This window comes from Kitasatospora xanthocidica, assembly GCF_014656195.1.
In the GTDB taxonomy this organism is placed as follows: domain Bacteria; phylum Actinomycetota; class Actinomycetes; order Streptomycetales; family Streptomycetaceae; genus Kitasatospora; species Kitasatospora xanthocidica.
In genome coordinates, this window is the sequence record NZ_BNBY01000045.1 from 15,183 (window position 1) to 29,221 (window position 14,039).

Sequence of the window (14,039 nt, forward strand, 5' to 3'; positions counted from 1 at the left end):
GCCCGGAAGACGTCGAACGCTACCGCGAGGCCGAGGGCCCACTGCGGCCCTGGCCTTCCCGGCCGAGGCCCGGCCCGTCCTGCCGCGTCTGCCGGCTCTGCTGGGCCTGCCGTTGGGCGGTCAGGACCCGCTGGGCGTCCTCGGCGGCGCGCTGGGCAGGTGGCTGGGCACCGCGCCGGTCCAGCTCCTGCTGCATCAGGCCCACCGAGGTTCCCAGGCCGCTCGCGCGCTGGCGCGCCTCCTGGACCTCGGCCCGGGCCGCCTCCACTCCGCGCTGACGCGCGGCTGCGGTCCGCGCGAGCACCTCGGCGCGGTCGCCGCCCGCCTCCTGCCAGGCCTCGAGGACGATGTCGTGCTTGTCGGCGGGCCCGGCCAGCCGCCTGGCCGACTCGAGCCGGTCGCGGGCGTAGATGAGCTCGTCCTCCTTCTGTGTCGCGGACGACAGGAGTTCGGCCGCGCGCTGTCCGAGCGCGTCGCGGTCGGCGCCGCGCACGACCTGCCGCCCGAGCACGCCGCGCTCCGCCAGCTGCCGCTCGATCTCGGCGGCCTGCTCCTGAGCCTGCCCGATCTCGGCACTCAGGCGTTCCACCAGCCCGGTGGCGTACCGGGTGTCCAGGATGGCGTCCACCTGCTTCGCCCGTTCGGCGACGCCCTGTTCGACCTCACCGCCCGAGGCGAGCGCGGCGGCGAGGCCCACTGCCCGCGACTCCGCGTGCACGGCGTGGTCCCGAGCGGCCGCCGCCTCCTCGGTCACCCGGGCGAGCGTGGCCGCGAGGTCGGCGTCCGGCACGTCCCTGAAGGGGTGCTCGGAGCCCGCCTGTGCGGTCGTCCGGGTCCGCTTCTCCTCCTCACCGGGCCCCTGACCGGCCGACAGCGCGGTCCCGTTCGCGGCAGTCCCCTGTGCCAGGCCGTCCACCGGCTCGTTCACGGTGCCTGCCGCCGTGTCGCCCCGCTGGGCTCGGCGTAGGTCGACGAGGCTCTGGGCGCTCGCGTGGATCGCGTCCTCGGCCGCCCTGGCCGCGCGGCTCAGCGCGGCCCGGCGGTCGAGCTCGGCCGCGAGTTCGGCCCTGCGCAGCGGGTACTGCCGGCCGTCCGGCCCGTCCAGCCTGGCTTCGATCAACGAGTCCGGCAGGAGGTACACCGGGCGTTGCCGCCACGGGCCCTCGTGTGCCCATCCGAGGAGTCGGCTCAGACTGTCCTGCAGGGCCTCCGCGTCCAGTCGGGCAGGGCCGTCGGCCGCACTCGACATCGGGATGACAGCCCGGGCGTCTTCGAGGGCGAGGCTGAGGCCCTCGTGGGTGGTGGTGTCGACCTGGCCTGTCGCGACGAACTGCAGGACGACGTCCTGCTGCCGTGCGAGCCAGCCGTCGGCGTCCTGGACCGGCAGCGGGCGGGCCCGTTCCGCCAGGACGGCCGCACCTGCTCCCGGCGGGTACTCCATGGTGCCGTCGGGCCGCCGGGTGTTGACGTACAGGTCCTCGCCGGTCCGGTTGGTGACGATGACCCGGTGGACATGGGGGCTCTCCTCGGCGGCGGCGACCGTGCCGGGGATCGCCGTGTATGAGGCGTTGGCCCACTCGGGCCAGACCCACCGGCCCGGTTCCATGCCGGGGGACAGGTAGCGGTACATGGCATCGAGGCGGCTGCGCTCCGCGCGGACGGCGAGGGCGACCACCCACACCTCGTGGCGGCTGCGGCCCTCGGGGAGCGACACGGCCGGTGAGCCGTCGCCTCGTCGGCCGGTCGCGAAGAACCTGGCGTCGGCGAGCACCGCCTCGGCGTTGCGGAAGGTGCCCTCGGCGACGAAGGAGTACCCGTGCTCGACCGCGTGGGCGAACGCCATCTGCATCCAGGCGGTGGCCGCCTGCTGGGTGGCCGGGACCATCGCGATGGGATCGGTGTCCATCAACGCGCGGAACTGCGGGTGGAACTGGCGGAGCTCGTCGCCGGAGAGCCGGATCACGTCGCGATCGGCATTCCGCAGCCGCACATTTTCCATCGCCTGGCTCTTCCCAGCAGCGGGCTGGGCTCCAGTGAGGACAGCTATAGGCTGATCGCTGGGGCGCCGTCGGCCGAAGACGTAGCCCTCGATCACCCTGTCGAATCGTTCCCTGAGCTGTTCCGGGGTCAGCTCGTACGGATCCGGGTCAGCCACGGCGTTCCTTGTCCAGGGCTCGGATCTCGGCTGTCCACACGGTGATCTTGGCGATCAGAGCGGCCCTGTCGTAGGGATCGACCGCGTCCCGCTCGTCCCGGAGGTCGAGGACCTTGGTCCACCAGTCTTGGCGTTCGCGTTCAGCGGTCGCGTCGTCGTAGAGCCCCACGTAGCGGGCCGAGAGGTGTGTCGCTGTCTCGGCGAACATGTCGTAGACCACGGACGTGGGCACGTCCTCGGGGATTGCCACGGTCGGGCTGTGCTCAGTCATCTCGCTCCTCGAATCGCGGGGTAGGTCCTTGCCTTCGGTGAGTATCCACGGGCCCCTTCGTCGTCCCACAGTTCGATCAGTCGGATGATCGTCGCCGCTCATAGACAGGAGCCTGCCGCTCGGGTCCACGCATCGCAGTGGCGTGGTTCGAGCTGTGCAGCGTCAACGGGGCCCTTCAAGCCCAGGCGGCCGTACCCGACATCTGTCCCCGGCGGCTTCTCGGTCGGCACGGTCGTCCATGGGAACGGCACTCGGAGTGTTTCCGGACATAGATCCAACGTACCGACAACCCCTGCTGCTCATAGGCTGGTTATCGGATCCGGTGAGCTCATTTCTCATGGCGGTCACTCAATTCCGGCTGAGCATTCGTACGGATGGGAATAAATGGGGCGCCGAGATAAGTGGTGGGTCGAAGCGCGCCGCCGTCTCGGGTTCGAGAGCGGCGTGACCATCGGCTTCGCCGAGTTCGGGACGACTGACCTCAGCCGCACCAGCGCCCTACAGCCCCGGGCCACCGAGTCCCCGGCGGCTGCGGTACGAGTCGGGGTCCTGCTGCTGCCCGCCCTGCGGGCGCTGCCGGTCGGCGGCGCGCTGCTGCGCAGCCTGAATCCGCCATGCCTCCTCAACGGCGCGCTCGCTGTGGGGCTGGGCGTCGCGGCGGTTCATCTCCTGCCGGATCGCCGTCGTCGAGGCCTGCAGGGCCTCCCAGCGCTCCCACGTCGCCTTGGCCTCGTCCCAGGCGGCGCGTAGGCCGCGGCGGCGGGAGGCCTTCGTACGTTCGAGGACGGTGTCCCGGGTGCCGCCGGCCTGCCGCCAGTTCTCCAGCAGTCGCTCGTGTTCGGCGGGGTCGCCCGCCTGGGCGATGGCCTGGACGATCTGCTGCCGGGCGTCCTCGAGCCGCCGCGCCCGCTCGGCGCGGGCCTCGCGGACGGCGGTGAGCTGTCGCCGCAGGGTGTCGCGGTCGGCGCCGCGTACGGCGGGCCGGCCGAAGAGGGCGGTTTCGGCGAGCCGCTCCTCGATGCCGGACGCCTCCTGGTCCGCGTCACCGGCCCCGGCCTCCAGGGCCTGGATCAGGTCGGCGGCCCGGCGCATCCGGAGGATCGCCGCGACCCGCTCGGCCCGCCGCGTGACCTGCTGTTCGACCTCGCCGCCCGGATCGAGCGCGGCGGCGAGCGCCGCGGCCTCGGCGTCCTGGGCGGTCGCCTGCCGGTACGCGCTCTCCGCGGCGTCGGCGGCGTGGGCCATGGCGTCCGTGAGTTGGGCGTCCGACAGCGTCGCGTAGGGGAGGTCCTGCCACGCGGATGGTTCGACCGCCCTGGGAGTGGCCTCCTCGACGGGCGCGTCGTCGGGCAGGTCCGGCGTCGCGTCGTCGGCCGCGGCGAGGCCCCGGGCGTCGGATGATCCGGCGTCCGCGGCGTCGAGCGGCGGATCGGCCGCACCCGCGACCCGCGTCTCGTCGGCGACGGCCGGTCCGAGGGAGTCAAGGCGCGGGTCGGGCCCGGCCTCCGGGTAGAGGGCCTCACCCCGCCGGCCCGCGGACTCGACGGCGCGGGCCCGTCGGCCGACCTCGGCGACCTCGTCGTGCAGGGCCTGCCAGGCCCGGGCGTCCCGCTCGTCGTCGGGCCGCCCACCGATCCCGGGCTCGGCGTCGCGCACCCCGCGGCGGGTGCGCCAGGCGTCGGCGAGGGCGGCTGCGCGCTCCCAGGCCTCGCGCAGGTCGTGGTCCGGTGGTGGAACGGGGCCGAGGACGCGCGCCCAGGCGGGCGGGGCCAGGGCGAGGGCGCGGCCGGTGCGGCGCAGGGCGGCCTCGATGACCTCGCGGCGTTCGCGCAGGTGGTCGACCCAGGCGGGCGGGGTGTGTCGGTCCCGTTCGACCGTGCGCTCCGCGAGCCACTCGGGCACCGGCCCGCTGTGGTCGGGGACGGGCGGGGGGCTGTCCGGCAGGAGTCGGCGCAGGCGCTGCTCGGCGCGGATCCGCGCGATGACCACGTCGGTCCGCTCCACCCGTCGGCGGGCCTCCTCCTGTGCCTCGACGTTGACACGCATCGTCGCGGAGACGATGACGCCTTCCTGGCCTGCCGTGGCCGCGTGGCCGGTGCCCGGTTCGCGCTGCCAGATCTCGCGCATGCGGTCGAGCGGCGCCATCCGGGCTCGGAGTCTCTGCTCGCCCAGCAGTGAGGACAGGGTCTCGTAGGCCTCGCGCGCGACCGCCGAGTCGGGGTCCGTGCGGCCGAGGGCTCGGGCGTACCGGCGGGTCCACGCGATCTCCTCGGCGAGCCGGGCGCGGGTCCGGTCTCCGTACACGCGGCGGGGCCAGGCCTGGACCTCCCGGCCGTCGACCGTCACGCGGCGCGGCTGGTTGGCCACACGGGCGTCGGCCCGGTGGAGTTCCTCCAGCGCGTGGGCGCGGCGCTCGGCGGCGCGTTCGGCCAGGGTGTCGAGCTGCGCGGCCGTCAGGTCGGCCAGGGGACGGCGGGGGTTCTGTTCCCGGAGCTTCCGCAGGGTGTCGCGGGCGTCCTCGACGTGGTTGTCGACGCGCCAGGACAGCACGGCGGAGACGTCCTCGGCGTCGCGGAAGTCCCGCTCGTCGTGGGCGGCGCGCAGGATGCGCTCGGGTGCGAATCCCGCGCGTTCGGCGTCGCGTACGGCGCGGACGACGGCGGGCCAGGCGTCGGCGGTGATGAACGTCTCGGCGGCGTCGCCGAGGACGCCCCTCAGCATGTTCTCGTAGCGCAGGGACAGCGCGCGGGCGTGGACGTCGGTGTACTCGTTGGCGAGTTGGCGGATGCCCCAGGCCCGGTCCCATTCCTCGCGGACGGTGTCGGTGGCGGAGCGGGAGGCCTGGGTGTTGCGGGCGATGGCGTGCAGGACGTCGGCGATCGTCCGCCCGTCGTCGAGGACCAGGTAGGCGCGGTTCTCCTGGCGGCCACGGGTCATGGCGACGTAGGCGGACTCGCGGGCCGTGCGCTCGGTGAACAGGCCGCTGCCGGTGTCGACGGTGGCGCCCTGGCCGCGGTGGGCGGTTCCGGCGTAGCCGAGGTCGACGGACCGAGCCACGTAGTCGGCGGGGAGGGTGGCGCGGCCGCCGTGGCCGGTGTGGCGGACGACCAGGGAGCCGTCGTCCTGAACGGTGACGACCGACCACTGGTCGCCGTTCTTGACGAAGTCCTTGCCGCCGCGCACGACGTTCTTCCGGGCGTTCCTGCGGGTGACGACGAGGTCGCCGCCGTGGGCCCGGCCGCCGTCGCGCAGGCGCGCGGCGCGGGTGGTGTCGAGGCGTCCGGTGGCGAGGCGGTGGGCCTGGGCCATGGAGTTGAGCTCGTCCACGGTGGCGTTGTCGTCGGCCATCATCATGGCGGTGAGGCCGGCCTCGGTGTCGCGCTGCCAGTCGGCGAAGACCTGGTGGAGCATCTGCTCCCGGCTGCCCGCGACGACGCGTCCCCGGTCCAGGTACCAGGTCCAGGCGTCCTCGGGTTCGCCGCCGCGCAGGGCGAGGGAGGCGGCGGCCTCGCCGGGGACCCGGAAGCGGTGGACGCTCTCGAGTTCGACGACGTCCGCGGTGCCGGCGAGCAGGCGCAGCGCGCCGCCGGACTCGACGCTCGCGAGCTGGGCGGGGTCGCCGACGAGGCGGACCAGCGCGCCGGCGCGCTGGGCGTCGGCGATGACGGCGGCCAGGCGCCTGCTGCCCGCCATGCCGGCCTCGTCGACGATCACGAGGTCGCCTGGGTAGAGCTCGAAGCCCGGGTCCACGGGGCCGCCGTCGTGGGCGCCGTCGCGCCGGGCTAGCCATTCGTGCAGGACGTAGGCGGGGGCGCCGATGCCAGCCGAGAGTTCGGCGGCGGCGCGGGCGGAGGGCCCGAGGCCGATGACGCGTCCGCCCGCGGCGCGTACCGCGTCCGCGGCGAGTGCCATGGCGGTGGTCTTGCCCGCGCCGGCGGGGCCGATGGCGGCGTGAACGAGGTGCTCTCCGGTGGCGAAGGCCCGGGCGAGGGCGCGCTGTCCGGCGTCCAGCGGCCGGTCGGGGTGGGCCTCCCGGTAGGCGGCTTCGACGCGTGCGTACACCGCGGCGGGGACGGCCGGGATCACTGGGGTGCGGGCCGCGGCGACGATCCGGTCCTCGGCGGAGAGGACGGCGGCGGAGGTGTAGAGGCGGGCTTCGCGACGCCGGTAGACGCTCTCGCCGTCGTCGCGGGTGAGCGGCGCGAAGCGGGGGCTGGGGTCGGGCGGGGTGAGGTCGAGGCAGTGCGCCGCGAGGGCGTGGGCGGCTATCTCCTCGGCGAGGGCGGTGCCCGGGCGGGTGCCCCTGGTCGCGTTCATCACCCAGCGGCGGGCTTCGGCCAGGACCTGGCGCCGGCCCCAGACGGAGCGGTGCTCCGAGACGGTCTCGACGACTTCGCGGGCCGCCGTCTCGACGTCGATCCGTAAGGAGGCGCTGTCCTCCCGGAAGCCCTCCGCGGCCTGCCGGGCGCCGCGTAACAGGCCGTCGACACGCTCGGCGCCGAAGGTGCGTACGGCGGCCTCGCGCCATTCGGTGCGCAGGTCGAACAGCGAGCGGGCGCGCTCCTTGTCGGGCCGGGTGTCGAGGGTGGCCCGCTGCATCAGGGCGGTCAGCGTCTTGGCGGACGGCTCGCGGCCGTGGGTCTCGCGGAAGTCCCGGACCAGTTCGGCGACGCGCTCCTTGATGCCCATCGAGCGCCGGGAGTGGCCCTCGATCAGGTCGGTGCCGACCCCGGCTATCTCCATCACCGGGCGCTTGCCGGCGCTGACCTCGCGGGCCTCCGCGCGCAGTCCGAGCGCGGCGCAGACCTCCTCGACCACCCGGGCGTTGTAGAGCTCGGACGCGGCGACGGCCTGCGCGTACAGCAGCGCGCTGTCGAGGCTGCGCCACCTGCCGTCGCGGCCGCGGACCTTGTTCGCGACGACGACGTGGTCGTGCAGCATCGGCTCGCCGAGCCGGTTCTCGTAGTGCCGGAAGCGGGTGGCGATCAGGCCGCCGTCGACGTGCTCCTGGGCGACGCCGCCGGTGCCGGTGCGGGTCATCGTCGCCTCGGCCTCCAGCCAGGCGAGGGTGTCGTCGATGGCCCGCTCGTGGGCGCGCTCGACGGCCCGGCGCACCTCGGCGTCGCCGAGGGCCCAGAGCACGGAGACGCTCTTGGCGGCGGAGAAGACGAGGTCGAACCCGGCGACGGCGCTCTGCCTGCGTCCGGCCTCGGCCGCTTTGACGAACCGGCCGAGTTCCTCCGTGGTGGCGGGCCGGCGCCCGTACCGCCGGACGAACAGCCGCACCCCGGCCTTGCCGCGCAGGGCGGCGTGCTCGCGGGCGTCCGGCGGGCGCAGGCGGCGGCGGTTGAACGCCTCGACCTCCTCGTCGAGTTCACGGCGGAACTCGTCGTCGGGCTCCTTGTAGCGGGGGTAGGCGCGGCCGAGCTTGACGGCGGCGAGGGCCTGCTTCGCCGTGGCGCCGTCGGCGATGCGGGCGGCGATCACGCCCTGGGCGTTCGGGTGCAGGCCCTCACCGAACAGCGCCCGCATCTGCGCCTCGGTGACGGTCCCGGTGACCTCGAGCAGGGCGGTTCCGGAACCGGTCCACAGGCCGGGCGGCTGTCCTTCGGCGGTGTAGTAGTCACCGAGTTCGCCGCCCCGGCGGGGCGCGTCGGCGGAGACCGTCTCGCGGAGGTAGTAGGCGTAGCCGTCCCCCGCGCTGAGGCGATGGACGGTCATCATGCGGGGACTGTAGCCGCCAAGGTCACTCGAGTGTCAGAGGTGTGACTGTCTTGATCTTGAAAAAGTGCGAGGCGTGCCGAGTGCGTCGTGGAGCGAGCTCGCGAGCGGGCGGCGTGCTCGGTGCGGCAGCGCTTGTCAAGATCAAGACAGTCACGAGCTTCGCGAGGCGGTCGTCCACAGCCGGGCTCACCGAGCACGGCTGTGGACGACCGCACCGGCGGTTGGGCCGCGGCCGCGGTACGGGGTGCGCCGGGAGCACGGTGCGGCGACGACGGTCACGGGGCGGCGAACGAGGCGCGGGCGCGGCAGCCGTCGGTTCCTGTCCGATTCACGCCCGCGCGCAGCGCCGGGGCGGCAGAATGGGGCCCACGAATGATCACTGGGGAGGGATCAGCTCACGTGACACAGGAAACCGGGGGAGCACGCAAACTGTCCGCGCGCCAGAAGGCCCGCCTCGCGGCGGCCGAGCGGGCGGAGAGGTTCGAACGACGCGAGGCGGAGCGCCGGCGCCTGGCGGAGGACGTCATTCTCCGCCTCGACGAGGCCAAGGAGTTCGCGGCGGAGACCGAGCGCCTCGTCGCCGACCTGCGCCGCGAGCGCGCCGCCAGGCTCGCCGAGAAGTCCGCGGCGCTCGACGCCCTCGTGGTCGCGCTGCTCGACACCGGCGCCGACGCGGCCGAGGCCGCGGAGCGGGTCGGCCTGTCGCAGGCCGAGGTCAAGGCGGCACGGCGGCGGCACGCCGCCGCTGAGGCCGCGTCGACGACGACCGCGGGTCAGGGAGCCGGCGAGGGCGCGGGCCCTCGTCCGTCGTAGGCACCGCACGCAGGACCGGCACGGCGGGGGCGCCCCACGTGGCTGCCCCCGCACCTGCGGGGAGGAGCCGATGTTCTCCACGGCGCATTCGGCAGCCATCGGCTGACCCCCGCAGGTGCGGGGAGGAGAAATACGCGCCGTCGATGAATACGACGTCCGGCGGCTGACCCCCGCAGGTGCGGGGAGGAGACTTCTTGAACTGGGACGATGCGGTGCCTCTGCCACCTCTCGACCAGGCGAGGCACCCCGACGATGCCAGCGAGCGACCAGGCTGCCGAATCGTCACAAGGATCGGGACATCATCCCACACGCTATAGCCGCAGCGGCGACGCTTGAGCCAAACCCCATATGCAGGGCGGTCCGCAGCAAATGGGGCTATCCCCATCATGCGATTCGATCCGTACGCTCCAGCAGCCGCCTTCTGTGCGCGTTCCCCCCTCCGCCACACATCCGCCGTCATGCCCGCGAAGAAACAATCAGGACGACTTCGGAGAGGCGTGGTCACCCCTCGGCGCGGAATCGGATTCGATCATTGTGCTCCACGACACGCGGGTCGGTTCTAGCTCCCACCTGATCATCTGGAATGCTGTCCCACGTCCGCCGTCCATGGCTTTGCGCGGCGGGCATCCGCAGTACCGGGCAACACCGCCCGGGAAGCCCACGGAGAGAACGGAACATCATGAAGCCATCTGTGCTTGTCGTGTCCACCGACCCCCAGGGGTCCGCCGTCGTCTGGGCGGAGCGGGTGGGAGACAACCTGCCCTTCGACTTCATGGCGGCGCACGAGCAGGCCGATCAGCTGATCCACCTGAAGAACACCGGCGCGAAGATCCACGTCATCGCCAACCAGAAGGGCGGCGTGGGCAAGACCACCACCACGGTCAACCTCGCGGCGTGCACCTTCGACGTCCTCGGTGAGAAGGACGAGTACGAGCACATCTTCATCGACACGCCGGGCACCCTGGCCGACGAGGAGATCCTGCGCCGGGCACTGGAGATCGCGGACGACGTCCTGGTCCCGATGATCACCGAGCCGCTGTGCTTCGACCCGACGGCCCGGACCATCCAGAAGGTCATCGAGCCGATGGACATCCCCTTCCGGATCGTCGTCAACAACTGGGACCCGCGCGACGGCCGCGCCGACCTCGAGGACACCGAGGCGTACATCACGGCGAAGGGCTGGCCCCGGGCCAAGACCGTCCTGCGCCGCTACAAGATCCACTCGCGGGCGGTCGCCGAGGGCACCGTCGTCACCCAGTACAAGGAGAGCGGCACCGCCTACCGGGCCCGCGAGGACTTCTTCCGCCTGTCCCTCGAGCTCGGGTACGGGGGTCGCTGATGGCGGGCCGTCGCGTCTCCTTCGCGTCGATGGCCGCCGACCCGGTCGTCGACGCCCCGGGTGTGGACAGCAGCGCCAACGACACCCCGGCGCGGTGGGTCCCCACCGCCAACTGCCTGCCCAACCCGCGCAACCCCCGTGACGAGCTGGGTGACCTCTCCGATCTGGCGAGCATCAAGGACCGCCAGCTGCAGAGCTGCCTCGCCGTCACCCCGGACGCCTACCTGCGGCTGTGGCCGGAGGACCGGCAGGCGCTCGGCGCGGGGCCGCAGGACGTCGTCATCGTCAACGGCAACCGCCGCCGCGCCGCCGCGCAGCTGTACGGGCGGGAGCAGTTGCTCGTCGTCGTCGACGACACGGTGGCGGAGTCCAAGGCGACCCTGCTCCGGGCGGCGCTCGACGAGAACATGGCGCGCAAGGACTTCGACCCGATCGAGGAGGCCAACGCGGTCCTGCTCATCGTGGCGCAGTACCCGACCGCCAAGGAGGCCGCCGAGGCCGAGGGCTGGTCCCAGAGCTGGATCTCGCACCGCAAGAACCTGCTGAAGCTCCACCCGGAACTGCAGCGCCAGGTTCGGGCCAAGGCGCGTGGCGAGGAGGGCGTCTCCATCAACGTCGCGCGGCGTCTGGGGTCGGTGAAGGGCATCGAGGAGATGTCCCTGGCCGAGCAGACGTCGGAGCTGGAGCAGTTGCTCCAGTCCGACTCCGACGCGGTGGCCGCGAAGCGGGCGGCGAGGCTGGAGGCGAAGGCCGCGGCCAAGGAGCCGGTCACGTCAGCCCCTGCCTCCGTCGCCCCCGCCGCGCCGGCTCCGCAGCCGGCGGCAACGCCTGCGCCGGCCCCCCGGCCGGTCGCGGAGGTGACGCCGGCGGCGGCGCAGCCGGTGGCCCCTCCGGCGCCTCGGCCGGAACCCGCCCCGCAGGCTCCGCTCGCGAGCGCTGAGCCCACGCCGAGCGCCGATCGATTTTCCGCGGAAAATTCCGAGCCGGTCCCGATGCCGGAGCAGCGCGAGAAGCCGGCAGCCGCCACCCAGCCGGTGGAGCTCGGCACCGTCGACTGGCACAACGTCGAGGAGTTGGCAGACGCCATCTGCCGCACCCTCTCGGCCGACGAGGCCTACCGCCTCGCCGACGCCCTGGCCAACCGTCTGCTGACGACCAACAGCTGACACATCCGTGGTGTCCCGCCGCACCTTCGGGTGGGGCGGGACACCGCAGCTCTTCGAGGCGCCGGCGGCCAACGGGGCCGACTGTTTCTCCTTGGTCGACAGGCCGAGGACACTGCAAGGCGCGCGTGGCGCGATGTCAGGTGCTCCTTGAAAACTCGACACTCTGACCACGCCACCTCTGACAACACAGTGACGGGCTTCCAGACCTGACATCCCATCAGTCAAGAAATGGCAAAGGCGCTGCTGCGCCGCAGCTCAGGAAGTGTCCTCCCCGCACCCGCGGGGGTCAGCCGCGCGTCAACCCGAACCGCACGGACGGCCAGGGGTCCTCCCCGCACCCGCGGGGGTCAGCCGACTCACCTTGGGTTTCAGCTCCTTACCAACTCGTCCTCCCCGCACCCGCGGGGGTCAGCCGCGCCAACGCTGGGCAGCGCGCTTGGTCGCCTCGTCCTCCCCGCACCCGCGGGGGTCAGCCGACCCGGGTGGCCTGGGTCCCCTCGATCACCAAGTCCTCCCCGCACCCGCGGGGGTCAGCCGTTGTGGTGCGAGAGCACACCCCCGCGCGGTCCGTCCTCCCCGCACCCGCGGGGGTCAGCCGGACCGCGGCCTGCATCATTCGCCGCATGAACTGTCCTCCCCGCACCCGCGGGGGTCAGCCGATCAGGATTGGTCGGTACGGGTCGATTTCGAGGTCCTCCCCGCACCCGCGGGGGTCAGCCGCCGGACTCGCTGCCCCAGGTGTCCTCGAAGGCGTCCTCCCCGCACCCGCGGGGGTCAGCCGCCACCTGTACCGGGCCTTCGGCGTCCGGAAGGGTCCTCCCCGCACCCGCGGGGGTCAGCCGATGCCCGACTCCCACGGCTCTGACGTCGTGGTGTCCTCCCCGCACACGCGGGGGTCAGCCGGATGTCACCGGGTACGTCTGCATCCTCCGCAAGTCCTCCCCGCACACGCGGGGGTCAGCCGCTGTCGGTGATGCTGAACGCCGCACCGGGCCTGCGCACAGCGAGTATCTCCAGCCGTCTTCGGGCGCTGAGCACTCGCCTCGCCGAGCCCGCCTACGCAGGCTCCCCTCTCGCCCTGAGTCTCCGTGAGAATGTCAGAGAAGCCTGCTCCCGATCCGCACTCACGAACCCGCCGGAGCTGCGACAGTGACGAGCAACACCGCACGGCAGGACGCCGCAGTCGTCGACAAGTCCGTCCTCGCGAACAGCGCCTACGCCGACGGACGCCACCTGGCCGCCCGCCAGTCGATCTATCGATGGCAGCAGCCGCAGTACGACTTACCTGGGATCGTCGTCGAAGAGCTGGCCCGCACAAGCAGAACCGTCCTCGACGTTGGCTGCGGCAACGGCAAGTTCGTCAGCCGCCTGCACAAGGACCGCCCAGACCTTCAGGTCATCGGGATGGACATCTCGACGGGCATCCTCGCCGACGTTCCGAAGCCGGTCCTGGTGGCCGACGCCCAGGCCCTGCCCTTCGCCGACGACAGCGCCGACGCCGTACTGGCCCTGCACATGCTCTACCACGTCAGTGACATCGAGGCCACGATCAAGGAACTGGCCCGCGTCCTCCGTCCTGGGGGTGTCCTCATCGCCTCCACCAACAGCGACACCGACAAGCAGGAGCTGGACCGGCTCTGGGCCAGAGCTGCAGGAGACGTCCTCGGGATTCCCGAAGGGCCTGCACGGGTTTCCCTCAGCTCCCGCTTCTCCCTGGAGAAAGCCCATGGCTACCTCGGGACGGCGTTCAAGGACGTCCGGGTACGGGTGCTGGCCGGCACCATCAGGATCACCGACCCGGCACCACTCATCGCTCACCTGGCCTCCTACGAGGCATGGGCCGACCAGTGCGGCGTCCCGTTCCACGAGACCGTCAGCCGGGCCGCAGAGATTGCTGCTACGACCATCGCGACCGAGGGGTCGTTCATGATCACGTGCCTCGGCGGGCTCCTGATGTGTCGGCCATAGTCCTCCCCGTACCCTGCGGGGGTCAGCCGAGGCAGCAGGTCATAGGCGCCGGGCGGGCCGGTGGGGACGCAGGTACGAGGAGAGCGGTCGGCTCGCGGCCTGCCAGCGGCGGCGACAGTAGGGGTGGCTTCGCTTGAGCCTCCCCCGGGCTCAAGCGGCCTTCGTCGCGATCAGTCCGCCTCCGAGGCACTGATCGCGACGAGTTCGACCTCGAAGCCGTCCTCGTTCTCCAGGTAGGCGGCGTAGACGTGGTCGCCGCCGGCGTGCGGGTGACGGTCCGGAAACATCAGGCGCCAGCCGTGCTGGAGGGCTTCCGAGACCAGCGCCTCCACCGTGTCCGGTCCGTCGATGTGGAACGCCAGGTGGTTCAGCCCCGGCCGGCAACGGTCATGACGGTCGGCGGTGAGAGCCTTCGACTGTTCGAAGACGAGGTACGTGGCCCCGAGGCGCCAGCTGCGCCCGTCGCTCCAGCTCTGGACCAACGTGTATCCGAGGGCCTCCAACAGCCACCCGAAGGAGGCCGCGGCACGGTCGAGGTCGGGGACCCAGATCTCGACGTGGTGCAGCATTCCGCTGATGGGCCTGGTCACGCCGCCGCCACCG

The 14,039-nt window shown here is 72.6% G+C and carries 8 protein-coding genes and 1 CRISPR repeat array; of the genes, 4 read left to right on the plus strand and 4 right to left on the minus strand.

Annotated elements, in window-relative coordinates; all coding sequences use genetic code 11:
• Positions 1 to 19 precede the first annotated feature (19 nt).
• The 3 genes from IE332_RS38255 to mobF form a co-directional block, all read right to left on the minus strand.
• Entirely contained in the window at positions 20 to 2,155 is a 2,136-nt protein-coding gene (locus tag IE332_RS38255) for a zeta toxin family protein (protein ID WP_189925942.1), read from the minus strand.
• Positions 2,148 to 2,426, minus strand: a complete 279-nt coding sequence (locus IE332_RS38260) for a hypothetical protein (protein WP_189925944.1) — start codon at positions 2,424 to 2,426, stop codon at positions 2,148 to 2,150. Before IE332_RS38260 ends, IE332_RS38255 begins: the two co-directional genes overlap by 8 nt.
• A 498-nt stretch (positions 2,427 to 2,924) precedes the next feature.
• Positions 2,925 to 8,150: a MobF family relaxase gene (gene mobF, locus IE332_RS42115; RefSeq protein ID WP_189925952.1), complete on the minus strand. Its 5,226-nt coding sequence runs from the start codon at positions 8,148 to 8,150 to the stop codon at positions 2,925 to 2,927.
• 399 nt (positions 8,151 to 8,549) lie between these two features.
• On the opposite strand from mobF, the gene IE332_RS38270 reads away from it, so the two are divergent.
• The 4 genes from IE332_RS38270 (at position 8,550) to IE332_RS38285 (ending at position 13,436) form a co-directional block, all read left to right on the plus strand.
• Complete coding sequence (locus IE332_RS38270; protein ID WP_189925955.1) at positions 8,550 to 8,963, plus strand: hypothetical protein; 414 nt, start codon at positions 8,550 to 8,552, stop codon at positions 8,961 to 8,963.
• A gap of 700 nt (positions 8,964 to 9,663) precedes the next feature.
• Positions 9,664 to 10,302 (plus strand): ParA family protein, encoded by a 639-nt coding sequence (locus IE332_RS38275; protein ID WP_308437661.1) that lies wholly within the window; start codon positions 9,664 to 9,666, stop codon positions 10,300 to 10,302.
• On the plus strand, positions 10,302 to 11,468 hold the full coding sequence (locus tag IE332_RS38280; protein ID WP_189925957.1) for a ParB/RepB/Spo0J family partition protein: 1,167 nt from the start codon (positions 10,302 to 10,304) through the stop codon (positions 11,466 to 11,468). Before IE332_RS38275 ends, IE332_RS38280 begins: the two co-directional genes overlap by 1 nt.
• A 264-nt stretch (positions 11,469 to 11,732) precedes the next feature.
• Positions 11,733 to 12,432: direct repeats of the CRISPR family, unit length 29 nt; unit sequence GTCCTCCCCGCACCCGCGGGGGTCAGCCG.
• Positions 12,433 to 12,617: 185 nt separating this feature from the next.
• On the plus strand, positions 12,618 to 13,436 hold the full coding sequence (locus IE332_RS38285) for a class I SAM-dependent methyltransferase (RefSeq protein WP_189925959.1): 819 nt from the start codon (positions 12,618 to 12,620) through the stop codon (positions 13,434 to 13,436).
• A 170-nt stretch (positions 13,437 to 13,606) separates the two neighbouring features.
• On the opposite strand, the gene IE332_RS38290 is transcribed toward IE332_RS38285, so the two are convergent.
• Positions 13,607 to 14,005, minus strand: a complete 399-nt coding sequence (locus IE332_RS38290; RefSeq protein ID WP_189925999.1) for a VOC family protein — start codon at positions 14,003 to 14,005, stop codon at positions 13,607 to 13,609.
• Positions 14,006 to 14,039: the final 34 nt, after the last annotated feature.